Consider the following 20,883-nt stretch of genomic DNA (forward strand, 5'->3'; position numbering starts at 1 on the left):
GTCAATTCTAAGATTATACCAAAAAAAAGTTAATTAATCTCTTCGCCTAGGTCTTCTTTTTTGATTAAAATAATTATCTGATTTGTATTTAGGTCTTTCTAATTTTAAATTCATCTTTAAAGACTTTTCTATAAAAGAGTTAAAACTATTTCTTAAAATAACAGCTTTATTATAATCTGGAAAGATATCAGGAAACTTATAAGATAACCATAAATATAAAGATATTTTTTTCACCTCATCTTCAACTAACAATAAATCTTTTTGGGTAATAGCTTTTTTAGGCAAAGTAATAGATGGCTTATATCTACATACTCTTTTTTTTATAATTGCAGCAACATAAGCCTCAAAAGCTTGCAAAATAATTGTTGATTTCATAGTAATTGGAGCTTGTGAAAGTAGATATTTTTCTTCTAAACTTAACTTATCTCTTTTATCTATTATAACTGATGTTTCAATCATTGATGAGATATTAGCTGCTTTAAAAGGACCATTAAATTTCATATTTTTATTAAAATAACTCAAAATTCTTGTTATAGAGTTTGTTTTTATATGTGAGGCTAAATCTAATAATTGTTCATTACTCATTTTTACACTGTAAGGAGGTTTGATTGTTCGAATCGGTTGTTCAAACTCCTCTTTAATATAATTTAAAACATCTCTTCTTGTTGCACCTAAAAATCCAACTTGGTGATGACCATACCTTCCTGCACGCCCTGCAATTTGTACAATTTCATTAACAGTTAATTTTCTTCTACTTTTACCATCAAATTTTGTATCTGTTGTGAAAAGTAGATTTTTAATAGGAAGGTTAAGTCCCATGGCAATTGCATCTGTTGCAATTAAAATATCACTTTTCTTTTCTCTAAACCTTTTTGCTTCATCACGTCTAACTTCTGGAGAGAGGTTTCCATAGATTACTGAAACCTTATATTTTTTTTGAAGTCTTTGTTTTAATTTTAAAACATCTGACCGAGAAAATGCAATAAGAGCCGTACCCTCTTCAAGATTTTCTAAAGAGGTATGTCTAGCCATTGTTTTTAAAGGAGTTTTTCTTTTATGTTTTACTATCTCTAACTCTTCACCTAAATATTGTGCTATTTTTTTTACTGCATCAAGTGCATTTACACTTCCAGTCATAATAACAGTTTTAGCTGGCACTCCAATAATCGCATTTACCCAAGCCCAACCTCTATCTTCATCTTCTAACATTTGAACTTCGTCTATAATCGCTAAATCAACATCTAAATTAAAGTCCAGCATCTCAATAGTAGAACAAACATGCGCTGCTTCTTCATGAATCATTTGCTCTTCACCTGTAATCAAAGTAGCATCAATATTGTTTTCTTTTAGATCTTCATACCCTTCTAAAGCGAGTAATCTTAATGGAGCTAAATATAACCCACTATTTGATTTTTTTAACTCCTGCATAGCATTGTAAGTTTTTCCTGAGTTTGTGGGACCTACAAAAAATTTTAGTTTTCTATTCATACTTCTTGCAAGAGGAAAAAGTGATTTTAAATCGCAGTACAATAAAGACTGCAGCTGTTGTTGGAAAGTTTCATTCATAAAGGTATTATAGTAAATAGAATATAATATTAGATTAAATCGTATAATAATTAGGACTTTTTATGGAATGTAAATATTTTGGTGTTTGTGGAAGCTGTACTTTATTTGATAAAAATTATGAAGAACAATTAAATTATAAAATTTCAAGAGAAAAAGAAAGATTCTCGGATTTAATAGATTTTGACTTTGAAATAATCAAAAGTAAAGAACAAAACTTTAGAAACCGTGCAGAGTTTAGGATATGGAAAAATTTTGATGAAAATGAGAATCCTACTATCTCATATACAATGACTAGTTTTGAAAAAAGTTCTGTAGAAATAGATTCCTGTCAAATTGTAACAACTCATATTCAAGAGATTATGGAAAACTTATTAGTACTTTTACAAGAAGATGAGAAATTAAGATTTAAATTATATGCGGTTGAATTTTTAAACTCAACTACAAATGATATGCTTGTAACTTTAATTTATCATAAAAAATTAGATGAAAACTGGAATGAAAAAGCTAAAAAGATAGAAGAGAAATTAAATATAAAAATTATTGGAAGAAGCCGAGGACAAAAAGTAATTATCAGTGATGAGTTCATAAATGAAACATTAAATATTTCAAATAAAGATTTTAATTTTTTATACCAAGAAGGTGGTTTTACACAGCCAAATAGTGGGGTAAATATTAAAATGATTGAATGGGTTTTAGATAAACTTGAAAAGCAAGATAATGACCTATGTGAACTTTATTGTGGAGGAGGAAACTTTACAATCCCCCTAAGTCAAAAATTTAGAAAAGTTTTAGCTACAGAGATTTCAAAAACTTCTATAAAATCAGCATTAAAAAACTGTGAATTAAATAACATAGAAAATATAGATTTTATTCGTATGAGCGCGGAAGATTTTGTTGAAGCTTTAGAAGGGAAAAGAGAGTTTAGAAGATTAAAAGATATAGATTTAAAAAGCTACAATTTTGATACAATTTTTGTAGATCCTCCAAGAGCTGGACTTGATGATACAACAAGAAATTTAGTAAAAAATTTTGATCAAATAATTTATATCTCTTGTAATCCAGAAACTTTACACAGAGATTTAAAAGAGTTAACTAAAACACATAAAATAATAAATTTCGCACTTTTTGATCAGTTTGCATACACAGAACATATAGAATCTGGGCTTTTCTTAAACAAAATTTAAAGTTAGCTTAGATAATATATAAAAATATTAAAAAAAAGGAACAAGCATGAGAATAAATACTAACGTTTCTTCTCTTACTGCACAAGAAGCATCTACAAACACTAATAATGCTTTAAAAAGCTCTTTAGAAAAATTAAGTACAGGTCTTAAAATCAATAAAGCAGCGGATGATGCTTCTGGTTTAGCAATTGCTGATAAATTAAGAACACAAGCTACTTCAATTATTCAGGCAGTTGATAATGGTAACTCGGCAGTATCTCTACTTCAAATTGCAGATAAATCTATGGCAGAGCAATCAAATATCCTTGATACCATTAAAGCAAAAATGATTCAAGCAAATACAAATACTACATCAACTGATGGTGTTGCATCAATAAAAAGTGATGTCCGAAAACTATTAGAACAATTAAATAATATTGCTGAGCAAACTAATTATAATGGTACAGCTTTATTACAAGCTTCAACTGGTTCTTCTGGTACAGGAACAATGCCAGGTCTAACTTTCCAAGTAGGTGAAACTGCTGCAGATACTATTACTGTAGGTAATATTCAATCAAATACTTCTGGGTTAGGTTTAACTTCAATTGTTAACAATGTAAGTGCCGGTGCAACTTTTACATCATATGGTGCAACTGCACAAGGATTAGTTGATGATGCAATTACAAAACTAAATGAGTTTAGATCTGAAATCGGTTCTACTCAAAACCAAGTTGAAAGTGCAGTTAGAAACTTAATGACTCAATCAACAAATGTAAAAGCTGCTGAATCTGTTATTAGAGATGTTGACTATGCTAAAGAATCAGCAAATTTCAACAAACAAAATATTATAGCACAAGCAGGTTCTTATGCTATTTCTCAAGCTAACAATGTTCAGCAAAACGTATTAAAACTATTACAATAACCCTACTCTTAAATAGCATACCATAGAGAGTTAAAAATCTCTGTGGTTATTTCTCTTTTTAAACAACCTATTCTTAAAGTTTTATTTTGAATAAAATGTTTTATCTTTTATAATTTAAACTAATTTTAAGAATTGGTGTGTCATAATTTCATTACAAACATAGGGAGCAATGGCTTCCGAGAAGTTTAAAACTTCATGCTTGGTAAAACAAGAATGTTAAGAGGAAGTAAATTTTTTAAAATTTACAATGTGTCATAATATAGAAAGGATCTATTATGAGAATTAATACAAACGTTTCATCGTTAAATGCACAAGAATCTGCAGTTAACACAAATAATGTACTTAAAAGTTCATTAGAAAAATTAAGTTCAGGTTTAAGAATCAATAAAGCAGCGGATGATGCTTCTGGTTTAGCAATTGCTGATAAATTAAGAACACAAGCTACTTCAATTAATCAAGCAGCAGATAATGGTAACTCAGCAATATCTTTACTTCAAATTGCAGATAAATCTATGGCAGAGCAATCAAATATCCTTGATACTATTAAAGCAAAAATGATTCAAGCAAATACAAATACTACATCAACTGATGGTATCGCATCAATAAAAAATGATGTTCGAAAACTATTAGAACAATTAAATAATATTGCTGAGCAAACTAATTATAACGGTACAGCTTTATTACAAGCTTCAACTGGTTCTTCTGGTACAGGAACAATGCCAGGTCTAACTTTCCAAGTAGGTGAAACTGCTGCAGATACTATTACTGTAGGTAATATTCAATCAAATACTTCTGGGTTAGGTTTGACTTCAATTGTTAACAATGTAAGTGCCGGTGCAACTTTTAATTCATATGGTGCAACTGGACAAGGATTAGTTGATAGTGCAATTACAAAACTAAATGAGTTTAGATCTGAAATCGGTTCTACTCAAAACCAAGTTGAAAGTGCAGTTAGAAACTTAATGACTCAAGCAACTAACGTAAATGCTGCTGAATCTGTTATTAGAGATGTTGACTATGCTAAAGAATCAGCAAATTTCAACAAACAAAATATTATAGCACAAGCAGGTTCTTATGCTATTTCTCAAGCTAATACAGTACAACAAAACGTATTGAAATTATTACAATAGTAATAAATATTAACTTATTTTATAAAGTAGAGATTTTCTCTACTTTATATTTATTAAATAACTTCTATACTCTTTTAATATCATTTCAAATTGTTTTATCCAAAAATATTTAACTTTTTTGATTTTTGATTTTTCATGTTTTAACTCTTTTAAATTAAAACAATAAAAGATATATCTATTAATTATAAGAAGATAATTAATTGTTAATTCAAATAAAAATAATAAAGAGTTATCCCTTATATAATCTATCAATAAATCTACTTCTGCCTCAAACTGTTCAACTTTTGATATGTTTGTATTTTCAAACTTTTTTAATCTATTTAGTATTTTATCTATTAAATCAATTTCCGCATGCAGATTCTTTTTGCTTTTTAACTTTTCATCACAAAGTTCCGTAAATGATTTCTTTATTTTTTGTAAAATATGTTCTTTATTAATTTGAGGTAAACATTTTATTCTCTCATCTTTTATTTCCAAAGGTATAGTTTTTTCAATATATGCACCATTTTCACTTAAGTTATATATTGTAGTTTCTCCTTTTTTGAAATACTTAATTATTTGATTCATTTCTATTAATGATGTATAAAATAGTCTTGTGGTATAGACTTTATCAAAAAAATTTCCTTTTACTTTCATATAATCATCTCTTAAAGAATAACTACCTTTTTCAATAGAACTTTTATTTTTTGAAATTTTTTCAATACTATTCTCCATATAAGAGTAATGAGTATCAATATGTGAACGTCCAGTTTTTTGATCTAAAGCTAAATCAAGACCTAACATATATATTTTTTTAGCATTAAAAAGAATAGATATTAATAAAGATGCTTCACCAACACTAACTCCAGTTATTGCAGTTGAATTATCAAATAAACTTCTATAAGTTTCAAAAGTAAATAAATTTTTATCATTTTCAAATAAATTTAAAACAGAATCATCACTGGAAACGGATATAAGTTTAATCTTTTCATTGATTAAAGACCTGTATGGCCCCCTTAAAAAATGATTTTTTACAATTTCTTGGGGGTCATATGATATTATTATATCAGGAATAATATTATTTACTGTTAACTTATTTAAAGTTACAGCTAATGCAACAATTATAAACTTATTTTGGTTCTCTTTTATCCACTCTATATTCTTCCCCATTGAAGGCCCAGCTCCAAGAAGCAGGATAGGATTATCTTCAAAAAGATTATCAATATTTTTAGAAAAATTCAATAACTTATATTTTTCACTGTTTTTTGAAGTTCTTTTTATTATATTATCTAAAACAGCTCTATAGTTAAACTTATAAGGGTCAAATTTATAAATAGCATTTAAAATCAAATCAAAATAATTACTTACATTGTAATCTGTTGTATGATATTTTAATAAGATATTTTTTGAAATTTTATAGTTAAAAAACAGCATGAATTTCTCTATAAAATCATTTTCATCATCCATTATTGAGAAATAGGCTCTTCTATTTTCAGAAAATAGAAGAGTATAATCAAAGACAAATAAAGAGAGTCTAAAAATTTCTAGATTTGATTCACACACAAATATTGTTTTACAATTAATCTTTTTTATAATAGACGAAAAATGCCGCCCCAGTAAAGTTCCTATAAAAATAAACTTATCAAAATTTTTTACTTTTTTCACTCTATTAAAGTCTGTCTCATTTAAAACTTTTTTAAAAGGTTGAATATCTACAGCTGTTTTAACGTTAGATAAAGAAAATAATGAAAAATCTTCTTCACTTAAATCAACAATATTTTTTTGATATAAAGCAGCATTAAAGAGATTAAAAGTTCCCAAGGTATCTAAATTTGTATTTAATGTTGCTCTTTTATTCCACTCTTTTGGTTTTTTATCATATAAAAACTTTTGCTCATGCTCATCGTAAATATCAAAATCACCTGATTCTTTTATGAATTCTAAAAAATATCTTTCTTTATATTCTCCACTATTTATTGCATTTGATAAAAAAAATATTCTTTGATATAAACTCTGATCAACTATACTAAATAACTCCAAATTTTTTTTATAAGTAGTTATCAAGGCTTCTTGCAGAATTTGTTCTTCTTTTGTCATTTATCCCTCTTTCGTATCTTCTATAGACTCTTCTCTCAAAGGCATACCGTATTCTAAATCCATTTTTGCTTTTTTCCCTATTATTTGATTTAATGATTTTGGTTTTATACCTAAATTTGGTCTAAGAGACTTGATGTTTTCGCTGGTAAAAACTTCACCTTTTTTTATTTTTTTTACTACAAAAAGTGATCGGCTGTAATATTTTCCTTCTCCTTGTTTTTTTGTTAATTTAAACTTATATTCTCCCAACATTTTTTCTACATCTCTAATTGAGTTGACCATATTTTTTAACTCATTTTTATCTAAAGAAAAAGAAGAATCTGCACTAGGAATTGATTTATCTAAAATAAAATGCTTTTCTATTATTTTAGCACCTAAACTTACTGCAACAATAGGTGCCGTAATACCTAAAGTATGATCTGAGTATCCTACAGGTAAATTGAATCTATCCTCCAAATATTTAATAGAATTTAAGTTTGCATCTTCTAAAGGTGCAGGATAAGAACTTGTACACTTTAACAAAGAAATATTATGATTTCCCATCTTTTTACAACTATTTATCGCTTCTTCTATATCTTCAATAGAGGCTATACCTGTTGAAATTATAAGAGGTTTTTGTTTTGAAGCAGTATATTCAATCAAAGGTAAATCTGTAATTTCATAAGAAGCTATTTTATACACTGGAACATCTATAGTTTCTAAAAAATCAACCGCACTACAGTCAAAAGGAGAAGAGAAGCAATCAATTTTAAGCTCATCGGCATATTCCTTCAACTCTTTTTGCCATTCCCAAGGCATGTAGGCTTTTTCATAAAGCTGATATAAATATTGATCATCCCAAATATTCCCGGCACTATAATGGCTATTTTTTATATTCAATGTCATTGTATCAGCTGTATAAGTTTGAAATTTTATTGCATCAGCTCCTGCTTCTTTTGCCGCATAAATACTATCTTTGGCTATTTGAAAACTTTGATTATGGTTTGCAGATAGTTCAGCGATTATATAAGTATATTTATTTTTTAAGTAGTTTTGCACTCTCTTTCCTTTTTTTCTCTGTAGTATTTTATTGTTATTCAACTAACAAATATATAAATGATTTATATTAATCTAATATTAAGAATTGTATGCTAATATTCTTTATAGTTTAACTTATCATAATTTAGTTATAATTTTTCCTAAATTTTGAAATAAATTGGAGTTTCAATGCTCATACCAGCAAAAGATGCAAAAAGCTATGGTGCAATACATGTTGACAATTATCTAAGCTTTATTGGCTTTTGTAAAAAAGTTGATAATGAAGATATTCAAACCGTAGACGTATATTTAGATAATAAAAGAATTGATTCAATCCAAGCAGATAAAAATATAGAAAAAATAGAAAAACTGTATGATGTAAAAAATCATGCTTTTGAGTTTGAATTACCAGAAGAGTACATCGGGAAAGTACATTTACTACAATTTAAATGTAGAGAAGAAGAACTTGTAAACTCACCTATAAAAACTATATCTGAAGATAACCCTAAATTTAATGAGTATAGATTTTTACATAGTTTAGAGAAAGTAGATCCAGAAGAAGTTAAAGATTTATATTGTCCTAATTCAATAGGTTTTTTGGGGACTGAAGAAAACTTAAAAAATGTTGTATTTATGAATTATATAAGAGAAATCAAAATAAGATTTCCACTAGTAGAAATTAAATGTTTTTACATAAATAATAAACAAAAAAAGTTATTAGATATTGTTTTATCAAATTTTGATTTTAAAGTTACAACTTTTAAACTTTCAAATATTTATGATTTAGCTAAAGAAACTGAAATAATTATTTGTAATGAAACTAGTTCTATTGACAAAAAAGTATTAAATACTACAATAGCAATTAATTGTATAAATATTCTAGTAATATATATTTATTTACCTCACGCTAAGTTATCATTAACCGACTATGATAACATCTTAATTAACACAAATCACCCCATAATATCGTGCCCTGACAAATTTAATTTAAATAACCATGATATTAAGAAATTCAATTCATCAGTAACACAAATTTTTAAAAATAAATTTAATCTTGAAAATGAAAATTTTAATTATGTTGAAGACCTGTATTATTACAAATTTATTGAACTTGGGTTAAGTAATAATCATATAAAAAAATATCATAATTTGATTTTCAGAGAAATCTTTTAATTAAAATTACTTTTCAGAATTAGATTGTTATCTCAAAATAATAATTTTTTATTGATTAACAATATTTTCAAAATCTACTCTAGGAAATACTTCAAGACTACCCCCTCTAGTGGCATTAAAAATTCTTACATTATTACTTTTTGCATAGTCATTAATTATCTCAAATTGATATGTTATATTATCAATTCTTGGCTCAGCCCACAAATCTCCTTTCTTTCTATAATCTTTATGAAAATGATTTTGCTCTCCACATGATACTTTGTATAATGCATCAGAATTTTTTGTTGGAAAAATATAATTATGATCAAATCCTATTAAGTAAATTTCTTTAGCTTTTAAGAACATAGCAAACTGAAACATTGTAAAAACTACACTCTCACCACTATAAAATCCAGAGATAGGATTATTTGAAATCTTAACATTTTTGTAATTATTTAATGTCAATTGTTTATAATATAAACTATTCTTTAATTTTTTACTAATCGTGGTAAAAGGAAAAAACTTTTGACCTAATTCAAATTCACTTAAGCTATCATAATATTCTTTTAAGTCTAATGGGTCTTCGATTGTATAATAAGTTGGTCTCCAGGATGTATTCTGAAAAGCTAAAAATATTTTATTTGCAGCAATTGTAGTTTCCATTTTAAGCTTTTCTAGATCATGAACATTTAAACTTGGGCCGTTACCTACTATAAATATTCTTTTGTGTGTTTTTTGAAATTTTTTAATATTAAAATAATTTCTTGATAAAGGTAAAAAGTTGATTAACACTTTAATTTTAAATAAAATTTTACTAATTCTATCTTTGCATAGAATACTTAAAATATCATAATACTTAGGATTATAAATGCCATTTTCACTATTAATTAAAACAAATATTTTATTTGAATTTATACTTTTTAAAATTTCTCTTAAATACTTTGTTTTAACAATAATTATTAAATCATGTTCACTTATATCTTTTGCACTAACAACATCACAGTCATTTGAGAAATTATCAATATATGATAAAAAATTTGCACCTTTCAATTTAATATATGATTCCATATATTTTGAATTGATATTTTTGGGTGCTAAATATACTTTTTTATTTTTCAAATTTAAATTTTTAATTAACATATTTCACTCAATTTAATCTTCACTACCATTACTATATGATATAATACTTTATTTTAATAAAACTCAGGTTAAGCAATAATGGAAAAATTTATAAATAATTACACAAACTCATTAATAAATTTACTAAATCAAATTGATCAAAAAAGTATAGTAAAAATAGTTGAGTCATTAGAATACACTCTGCAAAAAAGTTCGAAAATTTATATAATTGGAAATGGAGGAAGTGCTGCAACTGCTTCACACATGGCAAATGATCTAGATGTTGGTTTAAAACTTAGAGAAATAAGAAACTTTAATGTTGAAAGCTTAAGTGATAATCCATCAGTATGTACAGCAATTGCTAATGATATAGGCTATGAAAATATTTTTTATGCTCAAATTAAGAATAAAATAAACAAAGATGATTTACTAATAGCTATTTCATGTAGTGGAAATAGTCCAAATATTTTAAAAGCTGTAAAATATGCTAAACAAAAGGGTTCAACAATTATCAGCATGACTGGCTTTGATGGTGGAGAATTAAAAAACTTATCAGACATTAAGTTCCATGTGCAAACAGATAAAGGTGAATATGGATTAGTTGAAGATATTCACATGATTTTAGATCATATTATTTTTTCTTATTATATCTCTTTAAAGCCAAATTCCAAATCAAATTATACAATGGAATAATTTATGTTAAGAATAGGGATAGCTGGTTTTGGTAAAATGGGTCAAATTCGAGCTGATGAAATATTAAAAAATCCAAATACTAAACTAGTAGCTATTTATGAACAAATTGGTGAAGTTAGCAATAAACTTTATACAGATGCCATAATATGTAAAAGCTATGAAGAACTATTAGAACAAAAACTGGATGCAATATTCATATGTGCTTATAATAATGTAGCAAAACCATATACAATAAAAGCTTTGCAAAAAAATATTCATGTATTTTGTGAAAAGCCCCCTGCTCATACTTGTGAAGAATTAAAAGAAGTTATTGATGTTGAAAAAAATAGCAATTTAATTTTAAAATATGGATTTAATCATAGATTACATTACTCTGTTATTGAAGCTAAAAAATTAATTGATTCCAAAAAGTTTGGTAAACTTTTATCAATAAGAGGAGTTTATGGAAAAGCTGGAAGTATAGATTACCATAAAAACTGGAGAAACTATAAAAAATACTCTGGTGGAGGAATTCTTTTAGATCAAGGAATTCATATGCTTGATTTAATCTGCTACTTTACAAATAGTACTTTTGATGTATTAAATGCTACCTTAGATAATTCATATTGGGATATTGAAGTTGAAGATAATGCTTTTATAACTTTAAAAAAAGATAATATAATTGCAACTATGCATTCTAGTGCAACTCAATGGAGACATAAGTTTTTATTAGAATTATGCTTTGAAGAGGGCTATATTAATCTTGATGGCATACTATCAAATTCCAGATCTTATGCTCCAGAAACCCTGATTGTAGGGAGAAGAGAGTTTGAAGATATTACACATGCAATGGGCAAACCAAAAGAGAGTATAACTTGGTTTGAAAATGATGATTCATGGAAATTAGAACTTGAAGAGTTTATCGATGGAATATTAAATAAAAAAGATATTATTCATGGTACAAGCCAAGAAGCATATAGAGTACTTAATTTAGTAGAAACAATTTATAATAAAAGTGGATTCTATAAATGAAAAGAGTTTTATTAACAGGCGGAAGTAGAGGAATAGGAAAAGCGATTTTTGAGGAGCTTAAAAATAACTATGAAGTTATTGCACCAACAAGAGAACAACTTAATTTATCATCTTTAAAATCAATTGAAACCTACTTTGAAAGTGACAAAAAAATTGATATATTAATAAATAGTGCGGGTATTAATATTATAAAAGATATTGAATCAATTTTAGATAATGATATTGAAAAGATAAATCAAATAAATTTGATTGCCCCTTTAAAATTAATTCAAAAAGTTATACCAAATATGAAAAAAAATAATTTTGGTAAAATTATAAATATTAGCTCCATTTGGGGAGTAAAAAGTAAAGAGAAGCGAACTTTATACAGTGGTACTAAATTTGGTATAATTGGTCAAACAAAAGCACTCTCAAAAGAACTTGGGGAATACAATATCTTAGTAAATGCTGTATGTCCAGGATTTACTGCAACTGATTTAACTATGCAAAGTTTATCTGAAACTGAATTATTAGATATTCAAAATCAAATTCCACTTAAAAGACTAGCCAAACCAAGAGAGATAGCAAAAGCAATTAAATTTTTAATTAGTGATGATAATAGTTATATAACGGGACAAACTTTAATTATTGACGGAGGATTCACGTCATGAAAAAATTAATATTAAACTCCAATATTCATAACTATGAAGTGAAATTTAAGAACGACTTGGAATTTATTAATAAATTAATAGATATAAAAAAGAAAGTATTTATTATTGATAAAAATATTTATAATTTATATAAACAATATTTTACTAAAATCCAAGAAAATAGACTTTATATTTTTGATGCCATTGAAGAGAAAAAAACTCTAGAAAGTGTACAAAATATGTATAAATTCTTAGCAAAATTTGATGAAAAAAGAAATATTACCCTCATATCAATTGGGGGAGGGATAACTCAAGATGTAACAGGTTTTGTTGCATCAACATTATATAGAGGGATCCATTGGATTTTTATCCCTACTACTTTTTTAGCCCAAGCAGATAGTTCTATTGGAAGTAAAACATCACTAAATTTTGAAACTTATAAAAATATTTTAGGTGGTTTTTATCCTCCAAACACAATATATATAGCACCTATTTTTTTAAAAACATTAACAAAAAAAGATTTTTTTAGTGGGATAGGAGAGGTTATAAAGTTCGCTCTTTTAGAAGAATCTTATCCTAAAAAAATCGATTCAATAATCAAAACAATTGAAGATTTAAAAAATGACAAAAATATTTTAAAGACTATTTTCAATACTATGAAAATCAAAAAAGCATATATTGATGAAGATGAATTTGATATAGGGAAAAGAAATCTTTTTAACTATGGTCATTGTTTTGGACATGCACTAGAAAATAGTTCTTCATATAAAATTCCCCATGGAATTGCCGTAACAATAGGTATGATTTTTGCTAATATTATCTCTTTTAATAGAGGCTTAATAAGCAAAAATATTTTTAATAAACTTAATAAAAAGCTATTTTTACCAAACATACCAATTAAACTCAAAGATACTTATTTCAACCCAAAAGTTTTATTAGAATCTATGAAAAATGATAAAAAAAGAATTGGTAAAGATTTAACAATTATTATACCTATAGATAATGATATTAGAGCAACAAAAATAGATAATTTAACATTTGAAGAATTTAATAAAACTCTAGATGAACTTATAAAAATCTTAGGACTAAAATAACAATGTTTGAAAAATTTTATAACAAAAAAATATTTATAACTCCTAAAACACAATTTAATGAATATTTAAAATATCTACTAGTAACCAGTGGACATAATTTTATAGGTTTTATAGATTCATATAAAAAAGATTCTGATATTGTAAATAAAAATACTATAGAAGATGAAGATATCATTTTAATTTTTAGTCCAAATTATTATGAAGAAATAGCAAATTCATTGAAAAGAGGTAGAAAATTTATAATTAATTATGAAAATGACAACTTTACTTACATAGATTTTAATTCATTTAAAGGTTATAAAACTATCCCAAAATTAAATACAAACTATTTACAAACACAAAGATGGTATTGGGAAAATCATCTAAAAAAATATGACTTAAATAACGCTATAGAAGAATGTGGTTATGATTGGGGCAATCCAACAAATATGAATGACCCTTTAGGTAACTATTTAAATATCTTAAATAAATTAAATAGCCTTATAGATAAAAATACTTCTATCCTTGAAATTGGAACATTAAGTGGCAAATGGACTAAGTTTATGCTTGAGGCAAAAATAATATATTGTGTTGATATTAATAAGTATTTTATAGATGTAATAAAAAAAAGATTCTCCGAAAGAGCTAATAAATTTAAATTTTATATCTCTAAAGGTAATGAATTAAATGGTATTAAAAATAACAGTATTGATTTAGTCTTTTGTATGGATACCCTAGTTAGAGTAGAGAAAAAATACATTTTTGACTATATAAAAGAAATTTCTAGAATCTTGAAACTAAGTGGACAAGCAATACTTCATTTGCCAAATACAGATATTGAAGATTGTAGAAATAGAAATTTTACTGATATAAATACCTATGAAATTTCAAATGAATTGAAAAAATATTTTAATCACTTTAAATTAGATTCTCAAACAATTGTTCATGGGACATTAGTTTATATCAATTGTTAGGATAATAATAGATGAAAATAGCAGTTACGTCTAAAGCATTTAGTAAGAATGAAATTTTAATAAGTGAATTAAGAAAATATTTTAAAGATATAAAACTTAATCATGGGACAAGAAAATTAACAGAAAAAGAAGTTATTGACTTCTTAGAAGATTGTGATGGAGCGATAGTTGCATTAGAAGATATAAATAGAAATGTAGTAGATAATTTACCTAAATTAAAAGTTATAGCAAAATTTGGTGTAGGACTAGACAATATAGATATAAAATACTGTAAAGAAAAAAATATTAAAATTGGATGGACGGCAGGAGTAAATAAAAGAAGTGTAGCTGAAATGACACTAGGATTTATGTTAATGTTAATTAGAAACTTATATACAACTTCCAATAAGTTATCAGAATCAATTTGGGATAAAAATGGAGGATGTAATTTATATGGTAAAACAATAGGTATTATTGGTATAGGGAATATTGGAAAAGAACTAATAAAAATACTTAATGTATTTAACTGTAAAATTCTAGTTAATGATATTATTGAACAAAATGATTATTATAAAAAGAATAATCTTATAGAATCTACAAAAGAAGAAATATTTAGACAAAGTGATATTATTACCTTACATATTCCATTAGATAAAATGACAACAAATTTGATTAATAAGAATACTCTACAAATGATGAAACAAACATCTTTCCTTATAAATACAGCTAGAGGTGACTTAGTTAACCTTACTGATTTAAAATATGCTTTACAAAATAATATAATAGCTGGAGCCGCAATCGATGTTTATGACCAAGAGCCACCTAGCGATAAAGAGCTTTTATCTCTAGAAAATCTTATTTGTACTCCTCATATTGGCGGCAACTCAAAAGAGTCTACTTTAGCAATGGGAGTAAGTGCAATAAAACATATAAAGGAATTACTTAATGATTAATGGGAAAAAAATTGTAGCAATGATACCTGCACGATTGGGAAGCCAAAGAATACCTAAAAAAAATTTAAGATTATTAGGAAATAAAGTTTTAACCCAATGGGTAGGAGAATCTTGTAAAAAAACAAATATTTTTGATGAAATATATATAAATTCTGAATCTGAAATTTTTGAAAGAATTGCAACAGATATAGGAATAAAGTTTTATAAACGACCTAATGAATTAGCTTCAAATAGTGCTACGAATGATGATTTCAGTCTTGATTTTATAAATAATGTAGAATGTGATATTCTAGTTCAAGTAAACCCTACTTCACCATTTACAACACCGGAAGATATAGAAGGTGTTGTAAAAATGTTTATAAATGGAGATTATAAAACAGTTCATACTGTAAAAGATGAACAAATTGAAGGACTTTTTAATGATATACCCTTAAACTTTGATCCACTTAAACAAATGCCTCCTTCTCAAGAGTTAACCCCTGTAAAAATATTTACCTCATCAATTATGGCGTGGGATACTCAAAAATTTAAAGAAAATATGAAAAAAAATGGCTGTGCAGTTTACGGTGGGAACGGGAAGATTGGTTACTATACAATTAAAGGTGCCGGAATGATTGATATAGATAATGAAAAGGATTTTTATCTAGCAGAAGCTGTTATAAAAATGAATGAAGAAAAACAAAATAAAAAATATTATGACTTAAGTAATCAATTAACGGCTGATGCAAATGTACCAAAGATATTAAAACAAGATGGTGTAGAAAAATCAATATTTGATATGGCAAACCAAGGTATAACTCATGTACCTAACTTAATTCAGAAATATGGTAAAAACTCATCCTGGTCTCATACTCTTGTTGACACAGAATCAAATTCTGCTACACTTATATGTCAACTACCAGGAGAAGGGAACAGAAGGCATTACCATCCTGATTGGAATGAATGGTGGTTTATCATAGATGGAACCTGGCAATGGGATATTGACAATGAAGTTAAAACTATACAAAAAGGTGATCTTGTATTTATACAAAAAGGAATAAAACATAAAATTACTGCAATTGGAAATGAAGCCGCTATAAGAATTGCAGTAAGTAGATATGATGTAGATCATGTGTATGATAATGAGGATTACTAATTAATGAATTATCTTTTACCGTTAAAAATAGATTTTAGAAAATCTAATGGTTCATATCTTTTTGATAAAAATACACAAACTAAATATTTAGATTTTTTTAGTATGTATTCATCTTTACCATTAGGTTACAACCACACTATTTTTGATGATAGTTTTAAATCCAAAATAAATGAAATATCTTATATCAAAATGACAAATAATGTCTGTCAAAGTGATGAATTTCTAGATATGATTAATATATTTAAGCAATACACCTTTAGTAAAAATTTTCATTTTACATGTACCGGTGCTTTGGCAGTTGAATCGGCATTGAAAGCTGCTATGGAATATAAAAAAATTGATAATCCACTAATACTAAGTGTGAAAAACTCATTTCATGGAGTAAATAGTTGGGGGTTTACAACCAGTAGAGTAGGAGTTACTGCAAAAAGAATGGAATATTTTCCAAAAAATAATTGGCTTGATTTAAGCTTAGATGATATTATTAAATATTTGGAAAGAAAAAACTTAAAAAATTTAACTGCAATAATAATAGAACCTATTCAAGCTACAAATGGAGATATTTATCTCGATAAAAATAAATTAAAAATAATAAGAAATTTATGTATAGAAAAAGATATATGTTTTATATTAGATGAAATACAAACAGGATTTGGGACTACTGGTAAAATGTGGTATTATGAATATTTAGATTTAATACCTGATATTTTAGTATTTGGTAAAAAATCTCAAGTTTCAGGTATAGTTATAAGCAACAAATATAAAGGGATACTGGAAAGTACTTATCAAAAACTTGATGTGACTTTTGATGGAGATTTAATAGATATTGTAAGGTCAACTTATATTTTGAAAGCGTTCGAAAAATATAATATATTAAATAATGTAAAAAATAATTCAAATAAATTGAAACAAAATTTAGAATCACATGTCTTAAACTATAGATCAATTGGTCATTTAATTGCGTTTGATTTTAAAAATTCAAAGCTACGCGATAATTTTGTAAAAAAATGTTTTGATAATAAGTTATTAATTAACAAAGGTGGAGAAACTTCTGTTAGATTACGACCAAACTTAGCTTTAAACCAAAAAGAAATTAATGAATTTATACAAAAAGTAAAAGAGTTAATTTAAATGAATATTTTAATTACAGGTTGTGCAGGATTTATAGGTTCTCATTTAGCAGAAGAACTATTAAAAGATAAAAAGAATACAATAATAGGAATAGATAATTTATCTAGTGGAAATAAAGAAAATTTAGAACTTATCAATTCATTTGATGAATACAATAATTTTCTATTTATCAAAGCAGATATTAGAGATTTTTATGAATTAACTAAAATAATTAAAAACCACAATATACAATATATTTACCACCTAGCAGCAATTGCTTCTGTACAAATATCTATAAGAAATCCTCTTTTATCTAATGAAGTTAATGTAAAAGGGACATTAAACGTATTAGAAGCTTCAAAACAAAATGGCGTTAAAAGAATTGTATTCTCTAGTTCTGCTGCAGTTTACGGTGATGAAAATAGTGTATTAAAATCGGAGAAAACCCCAACTAAACCTATTTCATCGTATGGATATGAAAAACTAATCAGTGAATACCATATGAAACTTTACAATGATCAATATAACTTAGAAACAGTTATCCTAAGATATTTTAATGTTTTTGGAGAAAGACAAAATACCAATAGTAACTATAGCGGAGTAATAACTATTTTTAATGATAAATTTAAGAATAATGAAATTCCAAATATCTATGGAGATGGCGAACAATATAGAGATTTTATATATGTAAAAGATATTGTAAAAATAACAATAAAAGCAATGAATATACAAAATATTTCAGGAGAACTATTTTGTGTAGGTAGCTCAAAAAAAACGACTATTAATGAACTCTTTAATCTCATGAATAAAAAATATAATAAAAATTTCAAAGCTAATTATTTAAAAACAAAAAATGGAGATATAAAAAAATCTATTTGTGATAATAGTAAATTAATGTCTACATTCAACATAAAACTGTCTAAAATAGACAATTTTATTTAGTACATATTATCATTTGTGTAGCTTGATGTAAATTTGTTACTCTATGATCAATAATATTAAAATATTGAGAAATGTAATCCTTAAATTCGTTAAAATTCCATTCCCTTTGATGGGCTGGATTTCTTGGTGGACCATCTAAATACTTAGAATCTTTAGGATAAACCAAATCTCTTTCAGGAGTAGATAATACTAAGTATTTAAAATTTATCTTTTTTATATATTCAATTAATTCATTAGGATTAACTAAATGTTCAATAACATCAGAGCAAATTAATACATCCACGTCTAAATCATAGTTTTTAGTAAAGTCAGATTCAAGCCATTTCTTTTTAGGATACTTATTTTTAAGAAAATCAAGATTTTCATCTAATTCTAGGCCAATTGTTTTATATTCACCTAAATATGTAACTAATTTATATCCTGAACCACATCCTATATCACATACTTTAGATAACTTATTTTTTTTCATTAATCCTAAGGCATGCAGATATATTTCAAGTTGCCAATCATCAGTTTCATTTTGATCATTATAGTGTACATATTTATCTCTTGATTTATAGTTATCTTTTAAAAAATAGTTATTTTTCATATTCTACCTTTTTCTATTATGTTTTTTATTTTTGTTGCTGCTACATCAATGGGATTCTTTCTTGATAATATATTAAATTGATCATCTAAGAACTCTTTTGCCCGTTGTCTAATATTTAATCTATTAGATAATTCATACCTTATCATTTTAACCAATGAATTAGTATCTGTACTAATGCTGTAAGCACCTTTAGGATTTTTATATAATTTCACCAATTCATTATGAGGATTATGATAAACAACTGGCTTTCCATATGCTAAAGATTCACAAATTATAGTACTAAACCTACTTATAACAATTGTTGATTTCTTTATCGTTGTATATATATCATCCTCACTTACATTATAAAAAGTAGATAACTCACCTTTGTCAGCATGATGTTGTGCTATTATATAGTTTAAATTTAAAATATTACAAGCTTCAATTACTTGTTCTAACCATAATTCTCTAACTTCTTCATAAGTTCCATACGTGAAATTTACATTTATCATTACTAAATGTTCATCAGGAAAAGTTACAGGGCTATTCCACATATCAAACATTTTAGGCAATCCAACTATAGCACATTTATCTTTTTTATTTTGTAAAAACTTCATATCATTTCGACCACAAGTTAAAACAAATTCTGTTGTCTGATATGGATATCTTTTTATTTTATAATCTTTATCTTCAAAGTCTTCTATTCCATCAACTAAACCTATAGTTTTTATACCTTTTTCTTTAGATTGAACAATAATATCTCTATCTATCCAATCTACAAGACAAACCAATGCCTCAAAATTGATAAAATGTATGGCATCAATACTCACTGTTTCAATATCTGAGTTTTCTTCTAATCCAATCTTTACATTAATATAATCATAATGACTAGGGTTAATAATAATTGCAACTCTAAATCCTAGTTTAATTAAGGCTCTACTTACTAAACTTGAATCTATAACATTCGATCTATTATATGCAAAAAATAATATATCATATTTATTTTTATATATAGATATTAAGAACTTTTTATAATCATTATAAAGTATTAGTCCTAATGATTTATTATGAGATACAATTACTTTAGATAAATCAAAACTATTTGATATTTCATTCCAATATTTAGGAGAATCTATTATAATATAGTCGAACCTAGAAATATTCTCTTTCTTATAAATATTTTTTCCTATTTTAAAATTATCTACAAAACCAAGAATATCAATACCATACTCTTTTAATTGTGAACTAAGTTCAATAGTCAAATTATTATATGGTGCTAAATATATTCTCTTATTTTTTAAATTATCTAATTCCATTTAATTACCTAAATTAATTTTCACACATAAAAAATCATAAATTTTTTATACTTAAAAGCTTTGTCAAACCCCATAAGCATGAACTTTTAGTGATAATTAGATCGACAAAAGAACTATTATAAAGGTTTTTTATAGGAGTTGTCAATTTTATCAAAACTGCTATAAATAATGTATTAATAGATCTGATTATATAAATTTCAATTAATCTTGAAATTTAAGTGTGATCTGTCAACAATTTATAGGGCACAAAATTTTTAATTTAACTAACCGTTATTCTAAATATAACATTTTTCTTCAAAATCACTTGGAGATATTTTTCAATCACAAGAGATTGTCAAGACAAATAAAGATTTAT

19 protein-coding genes are annotated in these 20,883 nt (G+C 25.9%); 13 read left to right on the forward strand and 6 right to left on the reverse strand.

Features of this window, described 5'->3' with window-relative positions; all coding sequences use genetic code 11:
• Positions 1–33: 33 nt before the first annotated feature.
• Positions 34–1,566: a helicase-related protein gene (locus ACKU4C_RS13525; protein WP_321312848.1), complete on the reverse strand. Its 1,533-nt coding sequence runs from the start codon at positions 1,564–1,566 to the stop codon at positions 34–36.
• A gap of 62 nt (positions 1,567–1,628) precedes the next feature.
• Here ACKU4C_RS13525 and trmA point away from each other — a divergent pair, with 62 nt between their 5' ends.
• From trmA to ACKU4C_RS13540, 3 genes are all read left to right on the forward strand, one after another.
• Positions 1,629–2,750, forward strand: a complete 1,122-nt coding sequence (trmA, locus tag ACKU4C_RS13530) for a tRNA (uridine(54)-C5)-methyltransferase TrmA (RefSeq protein ID WP_321312850.1) — start codon at positions 1,629–1,631, stop codon at positions 2,748–2,750.
• A 46-nt stretch (positions 2,751–2,796) separates the two neighbouring features.
• Positions 2,797–3,651, forward strand: coding sequence for a flagellin (locus ACKU4C_RS13535; protein WP_321312852.1), 855 nt, complete (start codon positions 2,797–2,799; stop codon positions 3,649–3,651).
• 275 nt (positions 3,652–3,926) lie between these two features.
• Complete coding sequence (locus ACKU4C_RS13540) at positions 3,927–4,781, forward strand: flagellin (RefSeq protein ID WP_321312854.1); 855 nt, start codon at positions 3,927–3,929, stop codon at positions 4,779–4,781.
• 39 nt (positions 4,782–4,820) lie between these two features.
• Here ACKU4C_RS13540 and ACKU4C_RS13545 read toward each other — a convergent pair whose 3' ends face one another.
• Positions 4,821–6,857 carry a 6-hydroxymethylpterin diphosphokinase MptE-like protein gene (locus ACKU4C_RS13545; protein WP_321312855.1) on the reverse strand — a complete coding sequence of 679 codons (2,037 nt, stop codon included), beginning with the start codon at positions 6,855–6,857 and terminating at the stop codon, positions 4,821–4,823.
• Positions 6,858–7,895, reverse strand: a complete 1,038-nt coding sequence (gene pseI, locus ACKU4C_RS13550) for a pseudaminic acid synthase (protein ID WP_321312857.1) — start codon at positions 7,893–7,895, stop codon at positions 6,858–6,860.
• Between the two features lie 168 nt (positions 7,896–8,063).
• On the opposite strand from pseI, the gene ACKU4C_RS13555 reads away from it, so the two are divergent.
• Positions 8,064–9,047 (forward strand): hypothetical protein, encoded by a 984-nt coding sequence (locus ACKU4C_RS13555; protein ID WP_321312859.1) that lies wholly within the window; start codon positions 8,064–8,066, stop codon positions 9,045–9,047.
• A gap of 48 nt (positions 9,048–9,095) precedes the next feature.
• Here the strand turns inward: ACKU4C_RS13555 and ACKU4C_RS13560 are convergent, their stop codons facing one another.
• Positions 9,096–10,166 (reverse strand): 6-hydroxymethylpterin diphosphokinase MptE-like protein, encoded by a 1,071-nt coding sequence (locus ACKU4C_RS13560; protein ID WP_321312861.1) that lies wholly within the window; start codon positions 10,164–10,166, stop codon positions 9,096–9,098.
• A 78-nt stretch (positions 10,167–10,244) separates the two neighbouring features.
• Here ACKU4C_RS13560 and ACKU4C_RS13565 point away from each other — a divergent pair, with 78 nt between their 5' ends.
• From ACKU4C_RS13565 to ACKU4C_RS13605, 9 genes are read left to right on the forward strand one after another with little or no spacing between them, the layout of a single operon-like run.
• Positions 10,245–10,838, forward strand: coding sequence for an SIS domain-containing protein (locus ACKU4C_RS13565; protein WP_321312863.1), 594 nt, complete (start codon positions 10,245–10,247; stop codon positions 10,836–10,838).
• Between the two features lie 3 nt (positions 10,839–10,841).
• Positions 10,842–11,849 (forward strand): Gfo/Idh/MocA family oxidoreductase, encoded by a 1,008-nt coding sequence (locus ACKU4C_RS13570; RefSeq protein ID WP_321312865.1) that lies wholly within the window; start codon positions 10,842–10,844, stop codon positions 11,847–11,849.
• Positions 11,846–12,499 (forward strand): SDR family oxidoreductase, encoded by a 654-nt coding sequence (locus tag ACKU4C_RS13575; RefSeq protein WP_321312867.1) that lies wholly within the window; start codon positions 11,846–11,848, stop codon positions 12,497–12,499. The genes ACKU4C_RS13570 and ACKU4C_RS13575 overlap by 4 nt, the downstream gene beginning before the upstream one ends.
• A complete protein-coding gene (locus ACKU4C_RS13580; protein ID WP_321312869.1) occupies positions 12,496–13,572 on the forward strand; it encodes an AroB-related putative sugar phosphate phospholyase (cyclizing) in 1,077 nt (358 codons plus the stop codon). Before ACKU4C_RS13575 ends, ACKU4C_RS13580 begins: the two co-directional genes overlap by 4 nt.
• 2 nt (positions 13,573–13,574) lie before the next feature.
• Positions 13,575–14,525 (forward strand): class I SAM-dependent methyltransferase, encoded by a 951-nt coding sequence (locus tag ACKU4C_RS13585; RefSeq protein ID WP_321312870.1) that lies wholly within the window; start codon positions 13,575–13,577, stop codon positions 14,523–14,525.
• 11 nt (positions 14,526–14,536) lie between these two features.
• Positions 14,537–15,457 carry a phosphoglycerate dehydrogenase gene (locus ACKU4C_RS13590; RefSeq protein WP_321312872.1) on the forward strand — a complete coding sequence of 307 codons (921 nt, stop codon included), beginning with the start codon at positions 14,537–14,539 and terminating at the stop codon, positions 15,455–15,457.
• Positions 15,450–16,592 carry a cytidylyltransferase domain-containing protein gene (locus tag ACKU4C_RS13595; protein WP_321312875.1) on the forward strand — a complete coding sequence of 381 codons (1,143 nt, stop codon included), beginning with the start codon at positions 15,450–15,452 and terminating at the stop codon, positions 16,590–16,592. The genes ACKU4C_RS13590 and ACKU4C_RS13595 overlap by 8 nt, the downstream gene beginning before the upstream one ends.
• A gap of 3 nt (positions 16,593–16,595) precedes the next feature.
• Positions 16,596–17,723, forward strand: a complete 1,128-nt coding sequence (locus tag ACKU4C_RS13600) for an aminotransferase class III-fold pyridoxal phosphate-dependent enzyme (protein WP_321312876.1) — start codon at positions 16,596–16,598, stop codon at positions 17,721–17,723.
• Positions 17,724–18,644, forward strand: coding sequence for an NAD-dependent epimerase/dehydratase family protein (locus tag ACKU4C_RS13605; protein ID WP_321312878.1), 921 nt, complete (start codon positions 17,724–17,726; stop codon positions 18,642–18,644).
• Here the strand turns inward: ACKU4C_RS13605 and ACKU4C_RS13610 are convergent.
• Both ACKU4C_RS13610 and ACKU4C_RS13615 read right to left on the reverse strand, forming a co-directional pair.
• Complete coding sequence (locus tag ACKU4C_RS13610; RefSeq protein ID WP_321312880.1) at positions 18,637–19,233, reverse strand: methyltransferase domain-containing protein; 597 nt, start codon at positions 19,231–19,233, stop codon at positions 18,637–18,639. The two genes, ACKU4C_RS13605 and ACKU4C_RS13610, sit on opposite strands and share 8 nt — an antisense overlap.
• Positions 19,230–20,528, reverse strand: coding sequence for a hypothetical protein (locus tag ACKU4C_RS13615; protein WP_321312882.1), 1,299 nt, complete (start codon positions 20,526–20,528; stop codon positions 19,230–19,232). Before ACKU4C_RS13615 ends, ACKU4C_RS13610 begins: the two co-directional genes overlap by 4 nt.
• Between the last annotated feature and the right edge of the window lie 355 nt (positions 20,529–20,883).

The organism is Halarcobacter sp., from assembly GCF_963676935.1.
Classification (GTDB): Bacteria; Campylobacterota; Campylobacteria; order Campylobacterales; family Arcobacteraceae; genus Halarcobacter.

What these genes read in the sequence shown, in the direction of transcription:
- ACKU4C_RS13525 (WP_321312848.1), bottom strand. Translation starts at nt 1,566, where the DNA reads ATGAATGAAACTTTCCAACAACAGCTGCAGTCTTTATTGTACTGCGAT.
- trmA (WP_321312850.1), top strand. Translation starts at nt 1,629, where the DNA reads ATGGAATGTAAATATTTTGGTGTTTGTGGAAGCTGTACTTTATTTGAT.
- ACKU4C_RS13535 (WP_321312852.1), top strand. Translation starts at nt 2,797, where the DNA reads ATGAGAATAAATACTAACGTTTCTTCTCTTACTGCACAAGAAGCATCT.
- ACKU4C_RS13540 (WP_321312854.1), top strand. Translation starts at nt 3,927, where the DNA reads ATGAGAATTAATACAAACGTTTCATCGTTAAATGCACAAGAATCTGCA.
- ACKU4C_RS13545 (WP_321312855.1), bottom strand. Translation starts at nt 6,857, where the DNA reads ATGACAAAAGAAGAACAAATTCTGCAAGAAGCCTTGATAACTACTTAT.
- ACKU4C_RS13555 (WP_321312859.1), top strand. Translation starts at nt 8,064, where the DNA reads ATGCTCATACCAGCAAAAGATGCAAAAAGCTATGGTGCAATACATGTT.
- ACKU4C_RS13560 (WP_321312861.1), bottom strand. Translation starts at nt 10,166, where the DNA reads ATGTTAATTAAAAATTTAAATTTGAAAAATAAAAAAGTATATTTAGCA.
- ACKU4C_RS13565 (WP_321312863.1), top strand. Translation starts at nt 10,245, where the DNA reads ATGGAAAAATTTATAAATAATTACACAAACTCATTAATAAATTTACTA.
- ACKU4C_RS13570 (WP_321312865.1), top strand. Translation starts at nt 10,842, where the DNA reads ATGTTAAGAATAGGGATAGCTGGTTTTGGTAAAATGGGTCAAATTCGA.
- ACKU4C_RS13575 (WP_321312867.1), top strand. Translation starts at nt 11,846, where the DNA reads ATGAAAAGAGTTTTATTAACAGGCGGAAGTAGAGGAATAGGAAAAGCG.
- ACKU4C_RS13580 (WP_321312869.1), top strand. Translation starts at nt 12,496, where the DNA reads ATGAAAAAATTAATATTAAACTCCAATATTCATAACTATGAAGTGAAA.
- ACKU4C_RS13585 (WP_321312870.1), top strand. Translation starts at nt 13,575, where the DNA reads ATGTTTGAAAAATTTTATAACAAAAAAATATTTATAACTCCTAAAACA.
- ACKU4C_RS13590 (WP_321312872.1), top strand. Translation starts at nt 14,537, where the DNA reads ATGAAAATAGCAGTTACGTCTAAAGCATTTAGTAAGAATGAAATTTTA.
- ACKU4C_RS13595 (WP_321312875.1), top strand. Translation starts at nt 15,450, where the DNA reads ATGATTAATGGGAAAAAAATTGTAGCAATGATACCTGCACGATTGGGA.
- ACKU4C_RS13600 (WP_321312876.1), top strand. Translation starts at nt 16,596, where the DNA reads ATGAATTATCTTTTACCGTTAAAAATAGATTTTAGAAAATCTAATGGT.
- ACKU4C_RS13605 (WP_321312878.1), top strand. Translation starts at nt 17,724, where the DNA reads ATGAATATTTTAATTACAGGTTGTGCAGGATTTATAGGTTCTCATTTA.
- ACKU4C_RS13610 (WP_321312880.1), bottom strand. Translation starts at nt 19,233, where the DNA reads ATGAAAAATAACTATTTTTTAAAAGATAACTATAAATCAAGAGATAAA.
- ACKU4C_RS13615 (WP_321312882.1), bottom strand. Translation starts at nt 20,528, where the DNA reads ATGGAATTAGATAATTTAAAAAATAAGAGAATATATTTAGCACCATAT.